Origin of the sequence: Xanthomonas hawaiiensis (assembly GCF_031834635.1) — a bacterium.
GTDB classification, from domain to species: domain Bacteria; phylum Pseudomonadota; class Gammaproteobacteria; order Xanthomonadales; family Xanthomonadaceae; genus Xanthomonas_A; species Xanthomonas_A sacchari.
In genome coordinates, this window is record NZ_CP115873.1 from 592,198 (window position 1) to 611,924 (window position 19,727).

Consider the following 19,727-nt stretch of genomic DNA (forward strand, 5'->3'; position numbering starts at 1 on the left):
CCGCTCTGGCCGGCGGTTGCGGCGCGGCCGTGTGCAGCGGGGCATCGTGGCCGGGCCGTCCCGTCGCTTCCCCCCCTATGCGGTATACGTCCGCAGGCGTATGGTGCGCGGCGGCCGGGCTGGACCCGGTCGGTAGACAGTTTTATGAATAGGCGATTCCGGCGCCGGAACTTGCCCCATCGACTGGCCGCAGAGCTAGAATTGGCGGCTATGTAAACGTTTTCTCAAAGGACCCCATGGCTTCGGATCGTATCGAATCGCTCATCGCCCGCATGACCGTCGAGGAGAAGGTCGGCCAGCTCGGCGTCTTCGCCGACATGGTGCGCCCGTTCGCCCCCGACGTGAATCCGGAAGCCAACGTCCGCAATGCCGACGAGGTGCTGCAGCAGGTGCGCGCCGGCCGGGTCGGCTCGCTGTTCAACGGCGTCGGCGCGGAACTGGGGCGGCGCATCCAGCAGGTGGCGCTGGAGGAGAGCCGGCTGGGGATCCCGGTGATCCTGGCCGCGGACGTGATCCACGGCATGCGCACGGTGTTCCCGATCCCGCTGGGCGAGGCCGCCAGCTTCGAGCCGGAGCTGGCCGAGCGCACCGCGCGCGCCACCGCGGTCGAGGCCACCGCCGCCGGCATCCATTGGACCTATGCGCCGGCGGTGGACATCGCCCGCGATCAGCGCTGGGGCCGCGGTGCCGAGGGCGCTGGCGAGGACGTGGTGCTGGGCTGCGCGTTCGCCGCTGCACGCGTGCGCGGCTTCCATGGGCCGGACCTGCGTGCCGACGACGCGCTGCTGGCCACGCCCAAGCATTTCGCCGCCTATGGCGCAGTCGCCGCCGGCATGGAGTACGCGAGCGTCGACATCGCCCCGCAGACCCTGCGCGACGTGCACCTGCCGCCGTTCCAGGCCGCCTTCGGCGCCGGCGCGCTGAGCGTGATGACCTCCTTCAACGACATCAACGGCGTGCCGGCCAGCGCCAACCACGAACTGCTGACCGAGATTTTGCGCGGCGAATGGAAATTCCCCGGCGTGGTGATCTCCGACTACACCGCCGACATGGAGCTGATCGCGCACGGCTATGCCGCCGACGAGCGCGACGCGACCAAGAAGGCGTTCCTGGCCGGCATGGACATGAGCATGCAGAGCGGCTTCTACGCCGCGCACCTGCCGTCGCTGGTGGAGGACGGCGAGGTGCCGATGGCGCTGCTGGACGCATCGGTGCGCCGCGTGCTGGAACTGAAGGAAGCGATCGGCCTGCTCGACGATCCGTACCGTTCGCTGGACCCGGCGCGCGAGGCCGACCCGTCGCACATCGCCGCGCACGATGCGCTGGCGCGCGATGCGGCGCGGCGTTCGATCGTGCTGCTGAAGAACGACGGCCCGGTGCTGCCGCTGCGCAAGCAGGGGCAGAAGATCGCGTTGATCGGCCCGTTCGTGCAGGACCGCGACAACATCGAGGGCTGCTGGACCCTGTTCGGCGACAAGAGCCGCTACGTGACCCTGGAAGCCGGCGTGCGCGCCGCGCTGGACGACGCGCAGGCGCTGAGCGTGGTGCCCGGCTGCGGCCTGGAAGCGCCGCTGGATGGCGGCATCGAGGCGGCGGTCGCCGCCGCGCGCGCTGCCGACGTGGTGGTGCTGGCGCTGGGCGAGCCGCAGCGCTACAGCGGCGAGGCGCAGTCGCGCACGCAGATCGTGCTGCCGCCGGCGCAGCAGGCGCTGGCCGAGGCGGTCGCCGCCACCGGCACGCCGCTGGTGGTGCTGCTGCGCAACGGCCGCGCGCTGGCGCTGCAGGGCGCGGTGCGCGATGCCGCGGCGATCGCGGTGACCTGGTACCTGGGCACGCAGACCGGTCCGGCGGTGGCCGACGTGCTGTTCGGCGACTACAACCCGTCCGCGCGCCTGCCGGTGAGCTTCCCGCTCGACGCCGGGCAGCAGCCGTACTTCTACAACCACCCGCGCACCGGCCGGCCGGAACTGCCGACGATGAGCGAGTTCAAGTCGCGCTGGCGCGAGGTGCCGAACGCGCCGCTGTATCCGTTCGGCCATGGCCTCGGCTACACGCGGTTCGCCTACGGCACGCCGCAACTCGACCGCACCCGGGTCGGCTGGGACGACACCCTGACCGTGACCACGCGCATCGACAACGTCGGCGAACGCGAGGGCGAGGAGGTGGTGCAGCTGTACATCCACGACCGTGTCGCCAGCCGGGTGCGCCCGGTGCGCGAGCTGAAGGCGTTCCGCAAGGTGCGGCTGGCGGCGGGCGAGGGCATGGAGGTCCGCTTCACTCTCGATCGCCACGCGCTGGCCTTTACCGGCCGCGACGGGCAGTGCGTGGCCGAGCCGGGCCTGTTCGACCTGTGGGTGTGCGCGTCCTCGGCCAGCGGCGAGCCGGTGGCCTTCGAGCTGCTGCCGCAGGGCTGATGACGGGCGTGGCGGCGTGGCCGCCGCGCCGACGTTCTTGAATACGCGACGTGTCTACCGGACCCGTCGCGGTGCCGTGACCGCGGCCACGCCCTGGTCGCGGCATGCTTGCCGTGTACGCGGGTTCTGCTAGGTTCGGGATTCGACCCCAACCGATAGGTGCACGTCATGCAACGGACTCCACTGGGTTTGGCTTGCGCGCTGGCCATGGGCCTGGCGATCGCTGCGGCACAGGCCGCACCCGCCGAGACGGCGGCCGAGCGGCGCGGCGACTGGCCGTTCTCGGCGACCCCGGTCGCCACCTTCAACGAACCGTGGGCGATGAGCTTCCTGCCCGACGGCACCGCGCTTGTCAGCGAGAAGGGTGGCACGTTGAAGCGCATCGACCCGGTCAGCGGCCACACCGGCGCGGTCACCGGCATCCCGACGGTGGCCTACGGCGGCCAGGGCGGTCTCGGCGACGTGCTGCCGCATCCGGGCTTCGCCAAGAACGGCTGGGTCTACCTGAGCTACGCCGAACCCGGCAGCGGCGACACCCGCGGCGCGGCGGTGATGCGCGCGAGGCTGACCCTGGACAGCAACGGCGGCGGCAGCCTGTCGCAACAGCAGGTGATCTGGCGGCAGCAGCCGAAGGTGTCCGGCAACGGCCACTTCGGTCATCGCCTGGCGTTCGGCCCGGACGGCAAGCTGTGGATCAGTTCCAGCGAGCGGCAGAAGTTCGATCCGGCGCAGGACATGAGCGGCAACCTGGGCAAGATCGTGCGCCTCAACGACGACGGCAGCGTGCCGGCCGACAACCCGTTCGCCAACCGCGGCGGCGTCGCCGCGCAGGTCTGGTCGCTGGGTCACCGCAATGTGCTCGGCCTGGCCTTCGACTCCAACGGCCGGTTGTGGGAACACGAGATGGGCCCGGCCGGCGGCGACGAACTGAACCTGATCCAGCGCGGCGCCAACTATGGTTATCCGATCGTGTCCAACGGCGACCATTACGACGGGCGCCCGATCCCCGACCACAGCACGCGCCCGGAATTCGCCGCGCCCAAGGTGAGCTGGACGCCGGTGATCTCGCCGGCCGGCTTCGTCATCTACAACGGCAGCCGCTTCCCGCAATGGCGCGGCAACGGCTTTATCGGCGGGCTGTCCTCGCAGTCGCTGGTGCGGATCGAGTTCAACGGCGAGACCGCACGCGAGGCGGCGCGCTACGACATGGGCAAGCGCATCCGCGAGGTCGAGCAGGGGCCGGATGGCGCGCTGTGGCTGCTGGAGGATGGCGCCGGTGGGCGCTTGCTGAAGCTGCAGCCGCTGGAGAGTTGAGGAGTGCACCTGGCAGTGGCGCCTGCGCCGCTGCCGGGTGAGTGGGTGGGTCGCGCGCCTGCCGATGCATGGGTGCCGGCGGGCGTGGAGTGCGTCAGGAACACCGCCGTGCTGCCCTCGTAGGAGCGGCTTCAGCCGCGACGGGCGTTACCGGGAAAGCCCATCGCGGCTGAAGCCGCTCCTACGATCGGGGAACGTGGCGCGCCCGATTTATTCGCCGTTGCCGGCCCGCTCCCAGGCGCGGCGCACCGCGTGGCGGGCCTTGCTCCAGCTCAGCGTCTGCGAGCCCTTGTTGTTGTCCCAGTCACGGTGCAGTTCCGCTTCCACCTGCTCGTAGGCGCGGTTGAAATCGCGGATGCGGGCCTCGTGGCCGGCATGGTAGGCGGGCTCGTAGTCTTCGAACCGCTCGCCTTCGCTGTAATAGGGCTCGTCGGCGAAACGATCGCGCCAGTACTGCGAGATGCTGTTGCGATCCTCGTCGTTGGGCGCACGGCCGGGAATCTGATACGGAACGCTCATGATGGTTCTCCGTCGCGATGAATACGCTTCACGCTAGCCACGCGCGCGTTAAACCCGCCCCTGCGCAGCGTGATCGCGATATGAAACATTCATGCCTTCTGGCAGGCTGCGTCGGCGCTCAGGGTGGCTTACGATCCGCCGCTACGCCCCTCTCTTCCGGCAGACCCCATGGCCGCCAACGGCATCGCCTTGTTGACCCCGTACCTGGCCACGGCCGGTGTGGGCTGGCTGTACTACCGGCGCATCCGCCGTTATTTCGGCCGCCAGCCCTGGCAGCCGCGGCGCACCGGCGTGCGGCTGGGCTTCCTGCTGCTGGTCGCGGTCCTGCTGACGTGGCTGGCGACGCAGTTGCCCGCCGTGCGCCTGGGCATGGCGCTGGGCGCCGTGGGTGGCGCCGCACTGGGTGCCTTCGCCCTGCATCACACCCGCATCGAACTGCAGGACGGCGCGCGCTGGTACACGCCCAACCCGTGGATCGGCGCCGCGCTGAGCGTGCTGTTGCTGGGGCGCCTGGCCTGGCGCTGGGCCAGTGGTGCCTTCGCCGGTGGCAGCGCGGAAACCCTGCAGAACGCCAGTCCCCTGACCATGAGCATCGCCGCGGCGCTGATCGCCTACGGGCTGGTCTACGCCGCTGGCCTGCTGGTGCGCATGCGGGCGTTGACGCCGTCCTGATGGGCGGCGCGCCCGTCGATGACGACGCGACGGCGGTCGTCTCCGGGCGTTTAAATCTTGCAGACCATCCAGCGCAACGACCTGCGCAGCAGCGGGTTCTCGCGCAACGCGCCCAGCCGCTGGCGTGGCCTCAGTGCGCGGCGGCCGCGGCTTCGTAAGGCAAGGCCGTGGTACCGGCCGCGCGTAGTGGCGCGTCCGCGGCGTCCAGTTGCTCCGGCTCGCCTTCGATCACCACCAGGATGCGTCCGGCCTCGATTTCCTCTTCGAAGTTGCGCCGCACCGGGTCCGGCACGGTGGACCCGACCAGGGCCGAGGACCAACTGCCGACCAGGGCGCCGGCGATCGCCATGACCCCGGCGCCGGCCAGGGTGATGCCCAGCGGCGGCACCGCGATCGCCGCCAGCCCGGCCAGCAGCCCGGCCGCACCGCCGCCCAGGGCACCACGTGCGGCGGCCGGCACGGTATCGGTCTTGCCTTCCTTGCGGTCGTCGGGGATGGCTTCCAGCTCGATGTCGCCACGCGCGACCAGCGACAGGTCGTCGTTGTCGAGACCGGCACTGCGCGCGGCCTGCAGCGCACGCGTGGCGGTGGGCAGATCCGGAGCGCTGTAGACGCGGCGTCGTTTCATGGCGGGCGGCCCTTGCTGGCGGGCGTCCAGCGTCCGGGCGCCGCGGTTATCCGCGCGTGACCTGCGCGCAAGGCGGCGTGAGGGCGGTCACGCCGCGTCCTTGCGCGGAAACCGATAGAACAGCGCGCCCACCAGCAACGCCACGCCCGCCGCCGCCAGGTTCTGCCAGCTGGCGCTGAGCAGCAGCGCCAGCGCCAGCAACAGTGCCGCCAGCGGAATCAACGGCCCGCCCGGCAGGCGCAGCGCGCCGGGCCTGTCGCGGTAGCGCCGTGCCAGCACCAGCACCGCGGCGGCGGTGCCGATGTAGGCGAACAGGCGGGTGACCATCGACAGCAGCGCCAGTTGCACGAACGAGCCGGACAGGGCCAGCGCCAACGACAGCACGCCCTGCAGCAGGATCGCCGCGGCCGGCGTGCGGAAGCGCGGATGCACCCGCGCCAGGAACGCCGGGCCGTAGCCGTCCTTGGCCAGCGCGAACAGAAAGCGCGGCCCCAGCATCACCGTGTTGCTGGTGGTGCCGAGGATGGAAATGGTGGCGCCGACGGTGAGGATCAGCGCCAGCGCTTCGCCACCGAAGCCGCTGGCGGCATCGGCCAGCGGTGTCGCCGATTGCGCCACGTTGGGCAGCGTGCCCTGCGCCACCACCTGCACCGCGGCGTAGATCAGGGTGACGGTGACGATCATGGTGATCAGCGCGAACGGCACGTCGCGGCGCGGATTGCGGTACTCGCCGGCGGCGGCCGGGATGTTCTCGAAGCCGGCATAGGCGAACAGCAGCAGCAACGCCGCCTCGCCGAGGTTGCCGACATCGCGCGGGTCCGGGGTCTTGCCCGAGAACGCCCACGACCAGTCCACGTAGAACACGCCGATCGCCACGAACAGCAGCAGCGGCACCAGCTTGCCGATCACCAGCGCCACGCCGGTGCGCGCGGCCGACTTCACCCCGATCACGTTGATCGCGGTGAGCAGGCCGAGCGAGCCGACCACGATGGCCAGGCGTGCGCCGCCCCCGGCCGCGGCCGGCCAGAAGCGCACCACCGCATCGGCCAGGCCGTTGCTCAGCGCCGCCGCCGAACTGATCCGGGTCAGCCAGATCATCCAGCCGATCTCGAAGCCGGCGAAGCGGCCGAACGCCTCGCGCGCATACAGATAGCTGCCGCCGGGTTCGTCGAAGTAGCTGGCCGCCTGCGCGTAGCACAGCACCAGCAGGGCCACCGCCACGCCGGCCAGCAGCACCGCCCACAGACTCAGCGGCCCGAGCAGGGCGGCGGTGGCGGCCGGCAGCAGATAGATGCCGCTACCGATCACGTCGTTGATCGACAGCCCGACGATCTGCCAACGGCTGACCGCGCGGACCAGCCCGGGTGCGGGCGCCTGGCTCACGATGCCGGCTCCACGGCCGGCAGCGCCCAGTCGGCCTGCAGGCGCCGGTAGGCACTGCGCGGCAGCAGCACGAACAGCGGCGCGGCGGACGGCCGCAGCCACGCCAGCAGCCGCTGCATGTCGGCCGGCTGCATTGCGGTGCAGCCGGCGGTGGGCGCGCCCGGCGCGCGCCACAGGTGGGCGAAGATGCAGCTGCCGGCCCCCGGCGTGGCCTGCGCGTTGTGCTGGATCACGAAGCCTTCGCGGTAGCGCTGATCGCCTTCGTGTTGCAAGTCGAGGCGCATGGGTTCGGTGGACCCGGCCACCGCGGCGCTGCCGACGTCCTTGGCATCGACGATGCGGTTGTACAGCGGCGAGTCCGGCACGTCGATGCAATAGCTGCTCGCCTGCATCGCCTGGTAGGGCATGGCGCTGTCGATCCGCGGTGCGTAGCCGAAGGCCTCGCCGATGGTGAACACGCCCGCCGGGCTGCGGCCATCGCCTTCGCGTTTCTGCGGTCCATCCGTCTGCGCCGGATGCAGGCCCAGGCCCCAGGCGCTGCCGTGACTGCCGAGACTCACGTCGAAGGCCTTGCCATGCGCGCGCCAGCCTTGTGCATCCCGCTCGAACGCCTGCAGTTTGCCCTGCGGGCTGTCCCAGTCCGGCGCCAGCACCAGGATCAGCTGCTGCGCGCGCTGCATGGCCGGCACGGCGGTGTCGGCGGCCATCGCCGGTGCGGCGATCAGGCTGCACAGCAGGGCCAGGCCGATGCGCCAGGTGCGCGGTCGGCTGGTGTGCGGTGGCGCGGCAGGGGACCGATGGAGCAGGGGCATGGGGATCTCCGGGGGCGACATGGGCGCGAGGGCGGGCCTTGGATGCAAGGTAGCGCAGTTGCGAGGCGGATGGCGCGCGCTGGTGCGGCGATCTTGTCGACAACTTGGCCGATGCGGTCGATGAAGGGTGGGGATGTGCTGGCAACGCGTGGCGGTGATCTGAGTTCTTTTTGATTGCCTGCTTCTGCACCGGGCAGGATGCTCCCTGCCGTTGCCGTTGCCGTTGCCGTTGCCGTTGCCGTTGCCGTTGTTGCTTCGGTTGTTGCTGTTGCTCTTGTATTGGCTTTTGACTTACCGGGTTCCCTTCCGAAGCGGCGAACCAGGCGGGAAAAACCCGAAGGGCGGCGCACATGGATGTGCGCCGTCCGCGGCAGGGGCAGGATGCCCCTTCCGCGGATCCCGTCTGGTTCGCGGACCCGGAGCGCGCAGCGCGGAGGGCGCGAAGGCAGGGCGCGCTTTCTTTTGGTTACCTTTTCTTTGCGCGAGCAAAGAAAAGTAACTCGCCCGTTAGGGCGAAAGCCTTTAAAGCCTTTGCTGTTGCTCCTAGCTTGAGTGTCGAACAAGAAGAACCCTAGGAGCGGCTTCAGCCGCGACCGCGACCTCCACGGTCAAGCCCTTTCGCGGCTGAAGCCGCTCCTACAGAGAAACTCTGAAGCAAGAGCAAAGCTTTCGCCTTGCGGCGAGTTACTTTTCTTTGCTTGTGCAAAGAAAAGTAACCAAAAGAAAGCACACCCTGCCTCGCGCCCTCCGCGCTAACGCGCTCCGGGTCCGCGTCCAACCCGGGGATTCGCGGAAGGGGCATCCTGCCCCTGCCGCGAACGGCGCACATCCATGTGCGCCGCCCTTCGGGTTTTTCCCCGGGCCGGCCGCCGCTTCGGAAGGGAACCCGGTAAGTCAAAAGCCAAAACAACGGCAACAGCCGAAGCAACGACAACAGCAAGACCAACAGCAAGAGCCAAAACAACGGCAACGGCAACGGCAACAACCAAAACAACGGCAACCGCAACGGCAAGAGCTATAGCAAGCGCGCTTCAGAGCGGTGCGTTTGTGCGCACTGCGCGAGACGCGGGTGCACCAGCGCCGCCCTCGCACTCCAGTGCCCGACGCGATGACGCTAGCGAGCCGACGGCGGCCGTGACACGGAATCGCGCGTGATCAGCCGGTGCGGCACCACGTGATTGACGCTGACGCGCTCAGAGCCAGCCGTCTGCCGGATCTCCCGCAACAACAGATCGATGGCTGCATCGGTCATGTCCGCCACCGGCTGATGGATGGTGGTCAGCTCCGGCCACACCATCGTCGACGCCGACGTGTCGTCGAATCCCACCACCGACAGATCCTCCGGCACCTTCAGGCGGCGACGGTGCGCCACCGACACCACCGCCGAGGCCATGTCGTCGTTGCTCGCGAAAATCGCAGAGGGGCGCGGCTGCAGCGCCAACAACTGTTCGGCCGCCTCGAGTCCGGCGCGATAGGTGAAGTCGCCGGGCTGCACGAGCGCGGCGTCGTAGCCGATGCCCGCATCCGCCAGCGCATCGCGGTAGCCCTGCCAGCGGTGCGCACTGGCGGTCTGGTTCGGGTCGCCGGCGATGTAGCCGATGCGGGTATGACCGTGCGCGATCAGATGCGACACCATGTCATGGCTCGCACGGCGATCGTCGATGTGCACGCAGGACAGCCTGTCGCGGAACCGGCTCGACGCGATGGAGACCACGGGAATGCCGGCCTCGACGAACACGGCGACGATGGCCTTCGATTCGCACAAGGGCGCAGGAAGCAGCACGCCCGCCACGCTGCTGCAGAGCGTACGTGCGGCCGCGCGACGCGCGCGCGGACCCAGTCCGTCCCAGGTGGCGATCACCAGCTGCGCCGCCACCCGCGTGGACCCGCGTAGCGCGCCGACCAGCAGTTCGCGCAGATAGCTGGAGCTGGGATTGGTGTAGATCAGCGCGATGCAGGTGTGCTGCGCGGCGGCGAGTGCGCTCGCCGCCGGGTTGGGCCGGTAGTCCAGTGCGCGCACGCTGCGCATCACCCGTTCGCGCGTGCTCTCGCGCACGCCGGCGTGACCGTGGGTGACGCGCGAGACGGTCATCGGCGAGACGCCGGCATGCGCGGCGACATCGTCGATGGTGACCGCGTTCCCTCGGCGACGCGCCGTTTTGGGGGTGTTCTTCAAGGAATGCATTCCTTTGTTGCGACGCATGATGACAAGCGATATCCCGGGTGCGTAGTCTGCGCCGTGACGTGATGGTAGCGCTATCAGTTAGCGACAGTCGGGCCTAGGGGGGCCTTGCCACGCGTGGTCTGGCAATCCTGAAACGGAGTTTGAGTCGCAGCGAACGCTCAGCGCGCTGCGATGTTCGGCGTGGAAGACGGGCATCGCCCGTGCGTGCCTCTTGGGGGAGGGGCGATACATCCATCGATCGCATGTCAGAGGGGAGAGTCATGAGCGCTTCTATGTTTCGTCGTACGCCAGACCTGAGGGCTCGTCCATGAGCCGGGCACTGGCGAAGTTCAAATCCACGGCCATGTTCACGTTCGTCGGCGGCGTGCTGGTCATCAATCCCGCCTTCGCCCAGGACGCCGCAACGTCGGCGCCGGCGCCGGCCGCGCAGCAGCAGGCGCAGAGCAGCCCGACGCAACTGGATACCGTCCAGGTCACCGGCCTGCGCAACAGCCTCAGCCAGGCGATGGACATCAAGCGCGACGCCGCCGGCGTGGTGGATGCCATCAGCGCCGAGGACATCGGCAAGTTCCCCGATACCAACCTGGCCGAATCCCTGCAGCGCATCACCGGCATCTCCATCGAGCGGCGCGATGGCGAAGGCGCGCAGGTCACTGCGCGCGGCTTCGGCCCGCAGTTCAACATGGTGACGCTCAACGGGCGGCAGATGCCGGGTGCCGATGCGTTCGGTGCCGCCGGGCAGGTCGCCATCGGTGGCGTCGACGGCGGTACCCGCGCCTTCAACTTCGCCCAGCTCGCCGCCGAAGCGATCAACGGCATCGAGGTCTACAAGACCAGCCAGGCCAACATGCCCAGCGGCGGCATCGGCGCCACCATCAACATCCTGACCGCGCGCCCGTTCGATCACCAGGGCATCGTCGCCAGTGCCGGCGCCAAGGCGGTTTCCGACCGCAGCCAGCCGTTCGACGACGACATCACCCCGGAACTGTCGGGCATCTTCAGCTACACCAATCCGGACAAGACCTTCGGCGTCGGCGTCAGCGCGAGCTACCAGAAGCGCAAGGGCGGCTCGGTGCAGGCCACCGAGAACTACTGGAACGTGCAGCCGTGGACCGGCTCGATGCCCGGCAACCCGACCGTGGTCAATGCGCCCCAGGTCGGTGCGCTGTACGCGCGTCCGAACGACCTGCGCTATGCGTTCTCCGAGTTCGAACGCGAGCGCGTCAACGGCCAGGCGGTGCTGCAGTTCGCGCCCACCGACAGCCTGACCCTGACCCTGGACTACACCTATTCGACCAACGAGATCACCGAGAATCGTGGCGAGCAGGGCATGTGGCTGCAGAACAGCAACTACACCGACGTGACCTTCGACACCAGCGGTGCGGTGGCCGTGCCGACCTACATCCGCGAGATCGCCGGCACCAAGGATTTCGGCCTCGAGCAGCAGCGCAGCATGCAGAAGTACAAGCTGGGCTCGCTCGGCCTGAATGCGGTGTGGAACGTGACCGATCGGCTCAAGCTGAGCTTCGACGCGCACGACTCGAAGAACGAAAGCCGTCCCAACGATCCGCTGACCGGCGGCGGATCGCTGTTCATGAGCATCGCGGGCACCAACAACTGCACCACCGGTCCGCAGTGCGGCGGTTCCTGGGTACAGGAACTGAACTTCAACAACGGCCTGCCGATCGGCACCCAGGTCTGGTATCCGAGCGATGCGGCCGCCGCGGCCAAGGCCAATGGCGTGGTCAATCCGGGCTTCGTGCCGGGCGAGATCGGCACGCAGGTGTTGCGGGTCAACTCGCAGAGCCAGATCAGCCAGATCAAGCAGGCGCGCGTGGACGGCGAATGGAGCTTCGACCAGGGCCGCTTCCAGTTCGGCGTGGACACCAACAAGTCGACCACCCACCGCATCCAGGCCGCCGAGGCGTATTCCACGCTGGGCGACTGGGGCGTGGCCAACGTCGACCGGGATACCGCCGGCGGCCTGATGAACCTGATGCAGCCGGTCAACATCATCGGCCTGTTCCATGACTACAGCGGCACGAGTTGGCCGGCATGGCGCGGCGATGCGGGCCGACTCGCGGAATGGGCGGCCAGCCAGTACGGCGTCGGCCTGGGCGTGAGCCCGCAGCGCGCCGCCGACAACTTCGTGGAGGAGAAGACCCGCTCGGCGTACTTCCAGGTGGAACTTGACGGCGAGCTGGCCGGCCGGCGCACCAATACCCGGCTGGGCGTGCGCTACGAGACCACCGACGTGGTGTCGACCTCGATCATCGCCACGCCCGAGGCGATCGAGTGGCAGTCCAACAACGACTTCCGTGTGGTGCTGTCCAACGACCAGCAGCCGTTCAGCGAGAAGACCACCTACAGCTACATCCTGCCCAACCTGGATTTCAGCATCGACCTCACCGATACGCTGAAGGGCCGCGTCTCCTTCGGCAAGAGCATCGCGCGCGCGCCGATCGGCAATCTGTATGCCGGCCCTGGGGCGCAGCAGCCGTTCGGCTCGGTGCTGATCGATCCGTCCTCGCGCGCCAGCGGCACGGCGCAGAACCCGTCGCTGAAGCCGCTGGAGTCCGACAACCTCGACCTGGCGCTGGAGTGGTACTTCGCCGACGCGAGCTACCTGTCGGTGACGTACTGGAACAAGTCGGTCAACAACTTCATCGGCAACACCGTGGTGCAGGAGAATCTGTACGGGCTGCGCGATCCGACGTCCGGTCCGGATGCGAGGACGGCGCTGGCGTTCCTCACCAGCGGCGCCTGTCTCGCCCAGGTCGGTCCGGCCAATGCGGCGGCCTGCTCGGCCAACGACACCTCGCTGTTCACCGCACTGGCCCTGCTGCGCAACAACCCGGCCGGCCTGGCCGCCTACAACGGCACCGGTGCGCAGGTGCTGGCGACCGAAGCGGCCTACGATCTCTACGGCGAGGCCGACGACCCGCTGTACGAGTTCAACGTCAACCGCCCGATCAACCAGAACCAGGCCAAGCTGCACGGCTGGGAACTCGGCGGGCAGTACTTCCTCGGCGACACCGGGTTCGGCATCCTCGCCAACTACACCATCGTCAAGGGCGACGTCGGCTACGACAATGGCGGCGACCCGGGCATCGACCAGTTCGCGCTGACCGGCCTGAGCGACACCGCCAACGCGGTGCTGATGTACGAGAAGTACGGCTGGTCGGTGCGCCTGGCCTGGAACTGGCGCGACCAGTACCTGATCCTGGCCAACCAGGGCACCAGCCGCAACCCGTACTATGTGGAACCCTACGAACAGTGGGATCTCAGCGTGAACTACACGTTGAACGACAACTGGTCGTTCGGCCTGGAAGCGATCAACCTGACCGGCGAGGACGTGCGTTGGCGCTCGCGTACCTCGCAGATGATCGTGAAGCTGGCCGACCAGAGTCCGCGTTACATGCTGGGCGTTCGCTACAGGTTCTGAAGACGGCGGGGAGTTTCTCTTCGCATGCCCACCGACGCCGCCGCGCTTGCGGCGGCGTCCGGTGCAAGGCGTCAACCCGGAGTGCGCAACACGATGCCGCGTTACGAAATGCTCAACAACATCGCCCACCGCGACCTGCGCGTGGCCACCGACTTCGGCCCCGAGTTCGGCGACGCGGTGGGCATGCTGCCGGCCTATCCCAGCGAGTTCGCCGAGTTGCAGCGGGAGTATCCGATCTTCCTGCGCAAGGACCCGGCGGACGGCGCCTGGCAGTCGGTGGCGCTGCTGGGGTTCGAGCAGCACGAGAACCTGTTCCTGCAGGAGCGGCGCTGGGCGGCCGCGTACCTGCCCGGGGCGGCGGCCAAGGGGCCGTTCCTGATCGGGTTCCAGGAGCAGCGCATCGATGGCGTGCTCACCCAGGACGCGGTCCTGCACGTGGACATGGAGCATCCGCGGGTGACGGCGCTGCAGGGCGAGCCGGTGTTCCTGCCGCAGGGCGGCAACACGCCCTATCTCGACCACATCGCCACGGTGCTGCGCGGCATCCACGAGGGCAACGCCTTCGGTGCGGACATGTTCGCCGCGCTCGATGCGCACGGGCTGATCCAGCCGGTGGCGCTCGACGTGCAACTCGATGCGCAGCATCGGGTCGGCGTCAACGGCCTGCACGCGATCGACCGCGAGCGCCTGGCCCAACTGGACGGCGCCGCGCTGGCCGCGCTCAACCGCGCCGGCTATCTGGAAGGCGCGTACCTGATGCTGGCCTCGCTGCACAACATGCGCCGCCTGATCGCCGAGAAGCAACGACGCCTGCGCCTGCAGGATGCCGCCGGCGCGGCAGGCAGGAACTGAGCATGCCGGACGGCGGCGCCATGCGGACACTGGAGGGCGTGCAGCCCACCGCGCTGCCACTGCAGGAACTGGTGGCAGCGGGGGAGCCGGTGGTGTTGCGCGGCATCGCGCGCGACTGGGCGCTGGTGCAGGCCGGACTGCGCTCCACGCAGGACGCCCTGGCCTACCTGCGCGGGTTCGATACGGGCGTGCCGGTGCCGTATTCCTTCGGCGAACCCGCGATCGAGGGGCGTCCGTTCTACAACGCCGAGTTCACCCAGTTGAATTTCGAGGTCCGCCGCGGACCGCTGACGCAGGTGCTGGACGCCATCGCCGCGACCTTCGAGGATCCGCGGCCGCCCACCTACTACGTCGCGTCGCTGCCGATCGATCGGGCGCTGCCCGGATTCGCGCAGGCCAACGACGCCGGCCTGGCCGGGCAGGGCATCGATGCGCTGGCGAGCATCTGGATCGGCAACCGGGTGACCGCCTCCTGCCATTTCGACACGCCGGACAACCTGGCCTGCTGTGCGGTGGGCCGGCGCCGCGTCACCCTGTTCCCGCCGGAGCAGATCGACAACCTGTATCCGGGGCCGCTGGACCCCACGCCGGGCGGCCAGGTGGTCAGCGTGGTCGATGTCGACCGCCCCGATTTCGCGCGCTATCCGCGCTTCCGCGATGCGCTGGCCAACGCGCGGCACGCCGAGCTGGCGCCGGGCGATGCCCTGTTCATTCCGAGCATGTGGTGGCACCACGTACGCAGCCTGGCGCCGTTCAACGTGCTGGTGAACTACTGGTGGCGCAGTGCGCCGGCCTTCCTGCCCTCGCCGCTGACGGCGCTGCAGCATGCGATGTGGGCGCTGCGCGATCTGCCGGCGCGCGAGAAGCAGGCCTGGGCCAAGCTCTTCGACTACTACGTGTTCGGTCCGGGCGAACGCGCAGGACAGCACCTGCCCGAGGCCGCACGGGGCGAGCTGGCCCCGTTCGACGAGGCACGGGCACGTCGCACGCGCGCGCAGTTGCTGGCGCGGCTCAATCGCTGATGGGAGCATCCCCTTGAACCTTGCCACCACAACGGACGGACGCATCCGCAAGGTCGTCATCGCCGGCGGCGGCACCGCGGGCTGGCTCGCCGGCTGCGCGCTGGCCCACCAGTTCCGCGATCGCCTGGACATCACCCTGGTGGAGTCCGAGCAGATCGGCACCGTGGGCGTCGGCGAGTCGACCGTGCCGCCGATCCGCACCTTCCACCGCTTCCTGCAGATCGACGAGCAGGAGTTCCTGCGCGCCGTCGCCGGCACGTTCAAGCTGTCGATCTCGTTCGAACATTGGCGCCGCCCCGGCGATCGTTTCATCCATCCGTTCGGGACGATCGGGCAGGGCACCTGGGCCACGCCGTTCCATCATTTCTGGCTGGACAGCCTGCGCCGCGGCATGCCATCGGACCTGGGCGATTTCTGCCTGGAAAGCATCGCCTCGCGTGCGGACCGGTTCTCGCTGGAGATCCAGCCGCAGGTCAACTACGCCTATCACTTCGATGCCGCGCTCTACGCGAAGTTCCTGCGCAAGAAGGCCGAAGGCCATGGCCTGCGTCGGGTCGAAGGACAGATCCGCGAGGTGCGTCAGCATGCGCACGACGGCTCGGTCGCGTCGCTGCTGCTGGAAGACGGGCAGCTCATCGAGGGCGACCTGTTCATCGACTGCACCGGCTTCCGCGGCCTGCTGACCGAGCAGACCCTGCACACCGGCTACGAGGACTGGCGCGACTGGTTGCCCAGCGATCGCGCCGTTGCGGTGCAGACCGAGGCGGTCGCGCCGCCGGTGCCGTATACCCGTGCGATCGCGCACGAGGCCGGATGGCGTTGGCATATCGCGCTCCAGCACCGGGTCGGCTGCGGATTGGTGTTCTCCAGCCGGCACATGTCCGACGACGAGGCGCACGCCAAGCTGCTGCGCGACGTCGACGGCCCGCCATTGCGCGATCCTTGGCTGGTGCCGTTCCGCAGCGGGCGCAGGCTGAAGGCCTGGAACAGGAACGTGGTGGCGCTGGGCCTGGCCAGCGGCTTCATCGAGCCGCTGGAATCGACCAGCATCCACCTGACCATCAGCGCCGTGGTGCGTCTGATCCAGCTGTTTCCGCACGAGGGCATCAGCCCGGCGCTGGTGGAGCTGTACAACACGGTCAGCCGCCAGGAGATGGAGCACGTGCGCGATTTCATCATCCTGCACTACCACGCCACCCAGCGCGACGAGCCGATGTGGAAAGCCTGCCGCGAGATGGCGCTGCCCGAGTCGCTGGCGATCCGGCTGCGCGCCTGGCGCGAACGCGCGCACGCCTGGCAGGACCCCGGCGAGCTGTTCCGCGTGGATTCCTGGACCAGCGTGTTGCTGGGGCAGGGCATCCAGCCGGGGCCGCCGCATCCGCTGGCCGCCGCCATCGACGACGCGGACCTGCGCACGCTGTTGACGCGAATCCGCCAGCCGCTGCAGCAGGCCAGCGCGGCGATGCCGTCGCAGGCCGAGTTCATCGAACGCTATTGCAAGGCGTCGCCGGACGTCTGGCAGCGGAACGTTTCCCTGGCGTAACAGCACACACGCTGTCGTCCAAAAATGATAGCGCTAACTAGAAGGCGGAGACGACGTGGAAGACAAGGAGCTGGTGGCGGGAATCGATGCGGGGACGCAGAGCCTGAAGGTCGTGGTCTACGACCCGGTCGGGCGCAGCGTCGTGGCCAGCAGCAGCGCGCCGCTGGATCTGGATTCCGCCGCCGACGGTAGCCGCGAACAGCATCCGGCCGACTGGGTCGCGGCCCTGCAGGCCTGCTTCCAGGCGATCGATCCTGCGCTGCGCTCGCGCCTCGGCGCGCTGGCGGTCTCGGGCCAGCAGCATGGCTTCGTGCCGGTCGATGCGGCAGGCGAGGTGCTGGCGCCGGCCAAGCTGTGGTGCGACACCAGCACCTCGGCCGAGTGCGTGCAGATCATGGACGCGGTCGGCGGCGCGGCGCGCACCATCGCGCTGGCTGGCAACCCGATCCTGGCCGGTTACACCGCCTCCAAGCTGCCGTGGACGAAGACGCACCGGCCCGAGGCTTATGCACGGCTCGCCACGATCCTGCTGCCGCACGACTACCTCAACTTCGTGCTCACCGGTCAGCGCTTCTGCGAATACGGCGATGCGTCGGGCACGGGCTGGCTGGACGTGCGCACCCGCACCTGGTCGACCGACCTGCTGCGCGCCACCGATCCGCTGCGCGACCTGGCGGATTGCCTGCCGCGTTTCGCCGCGCCCGATGCGGTGTTCGACATCGCCCCGTCCGCCGCCGCCATGCTGGGTGTGCCGGCGACGCTGAAGGTCGCCGTCGGCGGCGGCGACAACATGATGGCGGCGATCGGCACCGGCTGCGTCGTGCCCGGCCGCCTGGCGATGAGCCTGGGCACCTCCGGCACGCTGTTCGCCTACTCCGACACGCCGGTGGTCGATCCGGATGGCGCATGGGCCGCGTTCTGCTCCTCCACCGGCGGCTGGCTGCCGCTGATCTGCACGATGAACTGCACCGTGGCGACCGAACAGGTCGCCGCTGCGTTCGGCTTCAGCACCCGTGATGGCGATGCGCACCTGCACGCCACCGCGCCCGGCGCCGACGGACTGGTGATGCTGCCGTTCCTCAACGGCGAGCGCACGCCCGACCTGCCGCTGGGCAAGGGGGTGCTGGCGGGCCTGGACACGCACAACATGACCCCGGCCCATCTCTATCGCGCGGCGATGGAAGGGGCGACCTACAGCCTGAAGTACGGCTTCGACGCGTTCGTGCGCGCCGGCATGCAGTTCGACCGCATCGTGCTGACCGGCGGCGGCAGCAACAGCGGCGCGTGGCGACAACTGGTGGCCGATGTGTTCGGCCTGCCGGTGGACGTGCCCACGCAGCCGGAAGGCGCGGCGTTCGGCGCCGCCTTGCAGGCGCTGTGGGCCATCGGCCTGGCGCGCGGCGATGCCGCCTCGATCGCCGACATCGCGCAGCGGCATGTGGCGGTCGATCCGAAGCTGTCCGCCCGCCCCGACCCGGCGTGCAGCCAGGCCTATGCCGCGGCCTATGCGCGTTTCCTGCGCCACCTCGATGCCTTCATGCCGCTGTTCCGCGGTTGATCCTCGTTTCGCACTCCCTCCCACCACGACAGGAACCCGCACCATGCACACCCAGCCCTTCATCGGCGCCAAGGAATATTTCCCCGGCATCGGCCGCATCCCCTTCGAAGGTCGCGGTTCGGACAACCCGCTGGCCTTCAAGGTCTATGACCCAAACAAGGTCATCGGTGGCAAGACCATGCAGGATCACCTGCGCTTCGCGGTCTGCTACTGGCACACCTTCTGCAACGCCGGGCAGGATCCGTTCGGTCCCGGCACGCGCCACTTCCCCTGGGAGGTCGGCGCGCCGATGGCCACCGCCGAGGCGAAGGTGGATGCGGCGTTCGAGTTCTTCACCAAGCTCGGCGTGCCGTACTGGTGCTTCCACGACATCGACCTGGCGCCGGACGCCGACGATGCCGCGCAGTACGAGAAGAACCTCAAGCACATGGTCGGCCTGGCCAAGACGCGCCAGGACGCGACCGGGATGAAGCTGCTGTGGGGCACGGCCAATCTGTTCTCGCATCCGCGCTACATGAACGGTGCCGCGACCAATCCGGATTTCGCCGTGGTGGCGCGCGCCGCGGTGCAGGTGAAGGCGGCGCTGGAGGCGACGGTGGAACTGGGCGGCGAGCATTACGTGTTCTGGGGCGGCCGCGAAGGCTATGCCTCGCTGGTCAACACGCAGATGAAGCGCGAGCTCGAGCACTTCGCGCGTTTCCTCACCATGGCGCGCGACTACGGCCGCAGCATCGGCCTGAAGGGCAACTTCCTGATCGAGCCCAAGCCGATGGAGCCGATGAAGCACCAGTACGACTTCGACAGCGCGACGGTGGCGGGCTTCCTCAAGCAGCATGGCCTGGACAAGGATTTCAAGCTCAACATCGAGGCCAATCACGCCACGCTGTCCGGCCACACCTTCGAACACGACCTGCAGGTCGCTTCCGACCACGGCCTGTTGGGCAGCATCGATGCCAACCGCGGCAATGCGCAAAACGGTTGGGATACCGACCAGTTCCCCACCGATCTGTACGACACCGTCGGCGCCATGCTGGTGGTGCTGCGCCAGGGCGGCCTGGAGGGTGGCCTGAACTTCGATGCCAAGGTGCGTCGCGAATCGACCGAGCTGGAGGATCTGTTCATCGCCCACATCGGCGGCATGGATGCCTTCGCCCGCGGGCTGGAAGTGGCCCATGCGCTGCTCAACGACTCGCCGTGGGAGCGGTGGCGCCAGGAGCGCTATGCCAGCTTCGACAGCGGCGCCGGCGAGCAGTTCGCGCGCGGCGCGCTCGGCCTCGCCGACCTTGCCGCATTGGGAGCGAAGGGCGGCGAACCGCGGCAGATCAGCGGCCGCCAGGAGCGCTACGAGAACCTGATCAACCAGTACCTGCTGCGCTGAGC

The 19,727-nt window shown here is 68.8% G+C and carries 14 protein-coding genes; 9 read left to right on the plus strand and 5 right to left on the minus strand.

Going from position 1 to position 19,727, the window contains the following annotated elements; genetic code table 11:
• Window positions 1–236 precede the first annotated feature (236 nt).
• The gene (locus PG878_RS02650) at window positions 237–2,414 is read left to right on the plus strand and encodes a glycoside hydrolase family 3 N-terminal domain-containing protein (RefSeq protein WP_209032297.1); all 2,178 of its coding nucleotides are present in this window, start codon (window positions 237–239) and stop codon (window positions 2,412–2,414) included.
• A 168-nt stretch (window positions 2,415–2,582) separates the two neighbouring features.
• Window positions 2,583–3,728 (plus strand): PQQ-dependent sugar dehydrogenase, encoded by a 1,146-nt coding sequence (locus PG878_RS02655; RefSeq protein WP_209032296.1) that lies wholly within the window; start codon window positions 2,583–2,585, stop codon window positions 3,726–3,728.
• Window positions 3,729–3,938: 210 nt separating this feature from the next.
• Here PG878_RS02655 and PG878_RS02660 read toward each other — a convergent pair whose 3' ends face one another.
• On the minus strand, window positions 3,939–4,247 hold the full coding sequence (locus tag PG878_RS02660; RefSeq protein ID WP_209032295.1) for a hypothetical protein: 309 nt from the start codon (window positions 4,245–4,247) through the stop codon (window positions 3,939–3,941).
• Between the two features lie 168 nt (window positions 4,248–4,415).
• Between PG878_RS02660 and PG878_RS02665 the strand changes: the two genes are divergently transcribed.
• Window positions 4,416–4,919: a CcdC protein domain-containing protein gene (locus PG878_RS02665; RefSeq protein ID WP_209032294.1), complete on the plus strand. Its 504-nt coding sequence runs from the start codon at window positions 4,416–4,418 to the stop codon at window positions 4,917–4,919.
• Between the two features lie 130 nt (window positions 4,920–5,049).
• Here the strand turns inward: PG878_RS02665 and PG878_RS02670 are convergent, their stop codons facing one another.
• The 4 genes from PG878_RS02670 to PG878_RS02685 all read right to left on the minus strand — a co-directional run bounded on the left by PG878_RS02670 (window position 5,050) and on the right by PG878_RS02685 (window position 9,918).
• Window positions 5,050–5,547, minus strand: coding sequence for a hypothetical protein (locus tag PG878_RS02670; RefSeq protein ID WP_048489591.1), 498 nt, complete (start codon window positions 5,545–5,547; stop codon window positions 5,050–5,052).
• Between the two features lie 87 nt (window positions 5,548–5,634).
• The gene (locus PG878_RS02675; RefSeq protein ID WP_010341638.1) at window positions 5,635–6,930 is read right to left on the minus strand and encodes an APC family permease; all 1,296 of its coding nucleotides are present in this window, start codon (window positions 6,928–6,930) and stop codon (window positions 5,635–5,637) included.
• Window positions 6,927–7,742 (minus strand): L,D-transpeptidase family protein, encoded by an 816-nt coding sequence (locus tag PG878_RS02680; RefSeq protein WP_209032293.1) that lies wholly within the window; start codon window positions 7,740–7,742, stop codon window positions 6,927–6,929. Before PG878_RS02680 ends, PG878_RS02675 begins: the two co-directional genes overlap by 4 nt.
• A 1,114-nt stretch (window positions 7,743–8,856) precedes the next feature.
• The gene (locus PG878_RS02685) at window positions 8,857–9,918 is read right to left on the minus strand and encodes a LacI family DNA-binding transcriptional regulator (RefSeq protein WP_425611755.1); all 1,062 of its coding nucleotides are present in this window, start codon (window positions 9,916–9,918) and stop codon (window positions 8,857–8,859) included.
• A 316-nt stretch (window positions 9,919–10,234) separates the two neighbouring features.
• Between PG878_RS02685 and PG878_RS02690 the strand changes: the two genes are divergently transcribed.
• The 6 genes from PG878_RS02690 to xylA all read left to right on the plus strand — a co-directional run bounded on the left by PG878_RS02690 (window position 10,235) and on the right by xylA (window position 19,725).
• Window positions 10,235–13,372, plus strand: coding sequence for a TonB-dependent receptor (locus PG878_RS02690; RefSeq protein WP_209032291.1), 3,138 nt, complete (start codon window positions 10,235–10,237; stop codon window positions 13,370–13,372).
• A 93-nt stretch (window positions 13,373–13,465) separates the two neighbouring features.
• Window positions 13,466–14,224, plus strand: a complete 759-nt coding sequence (locus PG878_RS02695) for a SapC family protein (protein WP_209032290.1) — start codon at window positions 13,466–13,468, stop codon at window positions 14,222–14,224.
• A 20-nt stretch (window positions 14,225–14,244) separates the two neighbouring features.
• Window positions 14,245–15,246 carry a cupin-like domain-containing protein gene (locus PG878_RS02700; RefSeq protein WP_425611756.1) on the plus strand — a complete coding sequence of 334 codons (1,002 nt, stop codon included), beginning with the start codon at window positions 14,245–14,247 and terminating at the stop codon, window positions 15,244–15,246.
• Between the two features lie 13 nt (window positions 15,247–15,259).
• On the plus strand, window positions 15,260–16,789 hold the full coding sequence (locus PG878_RS02705; RefSeq protein WP_209032288.1) for a tryptophan halogenase family protein: 1,530 nt from the start codon (window positions 15,260–15,262) through the stop codon (window positions 16,787–16,789).
• A gap of 55 nt (window positions 16,790–16,844) precedes the next feature.
• Window positions 16,845–18,347 (plus strand): xylulokinase, encoded by a 1,503-nt coding sequence (gene xylB / locus PG878_RS02710; protein ID WP_209032287.1) that lies wholly within the window; start codon window positions 16,845–16,847, stop codon window positions 18,345–18,347.
• 43 nt (window positions 18,348–18,390) lie between these two features.
• The gene (gene xylA, locus PG878_RS02715; RefSeq protein WP_209032286.1) at window positions 18,391–19,725 is read left to right on the plus strand and encodes a xylose isomerase; all 1,335 of its coding nucleotides are present in this window, start codon (window positions 18,391–18,393) and stop codon (window positions 19,723–19,725) included.
• Window positions 19,726–19,727: the final 2 nt, after the last annotated feature.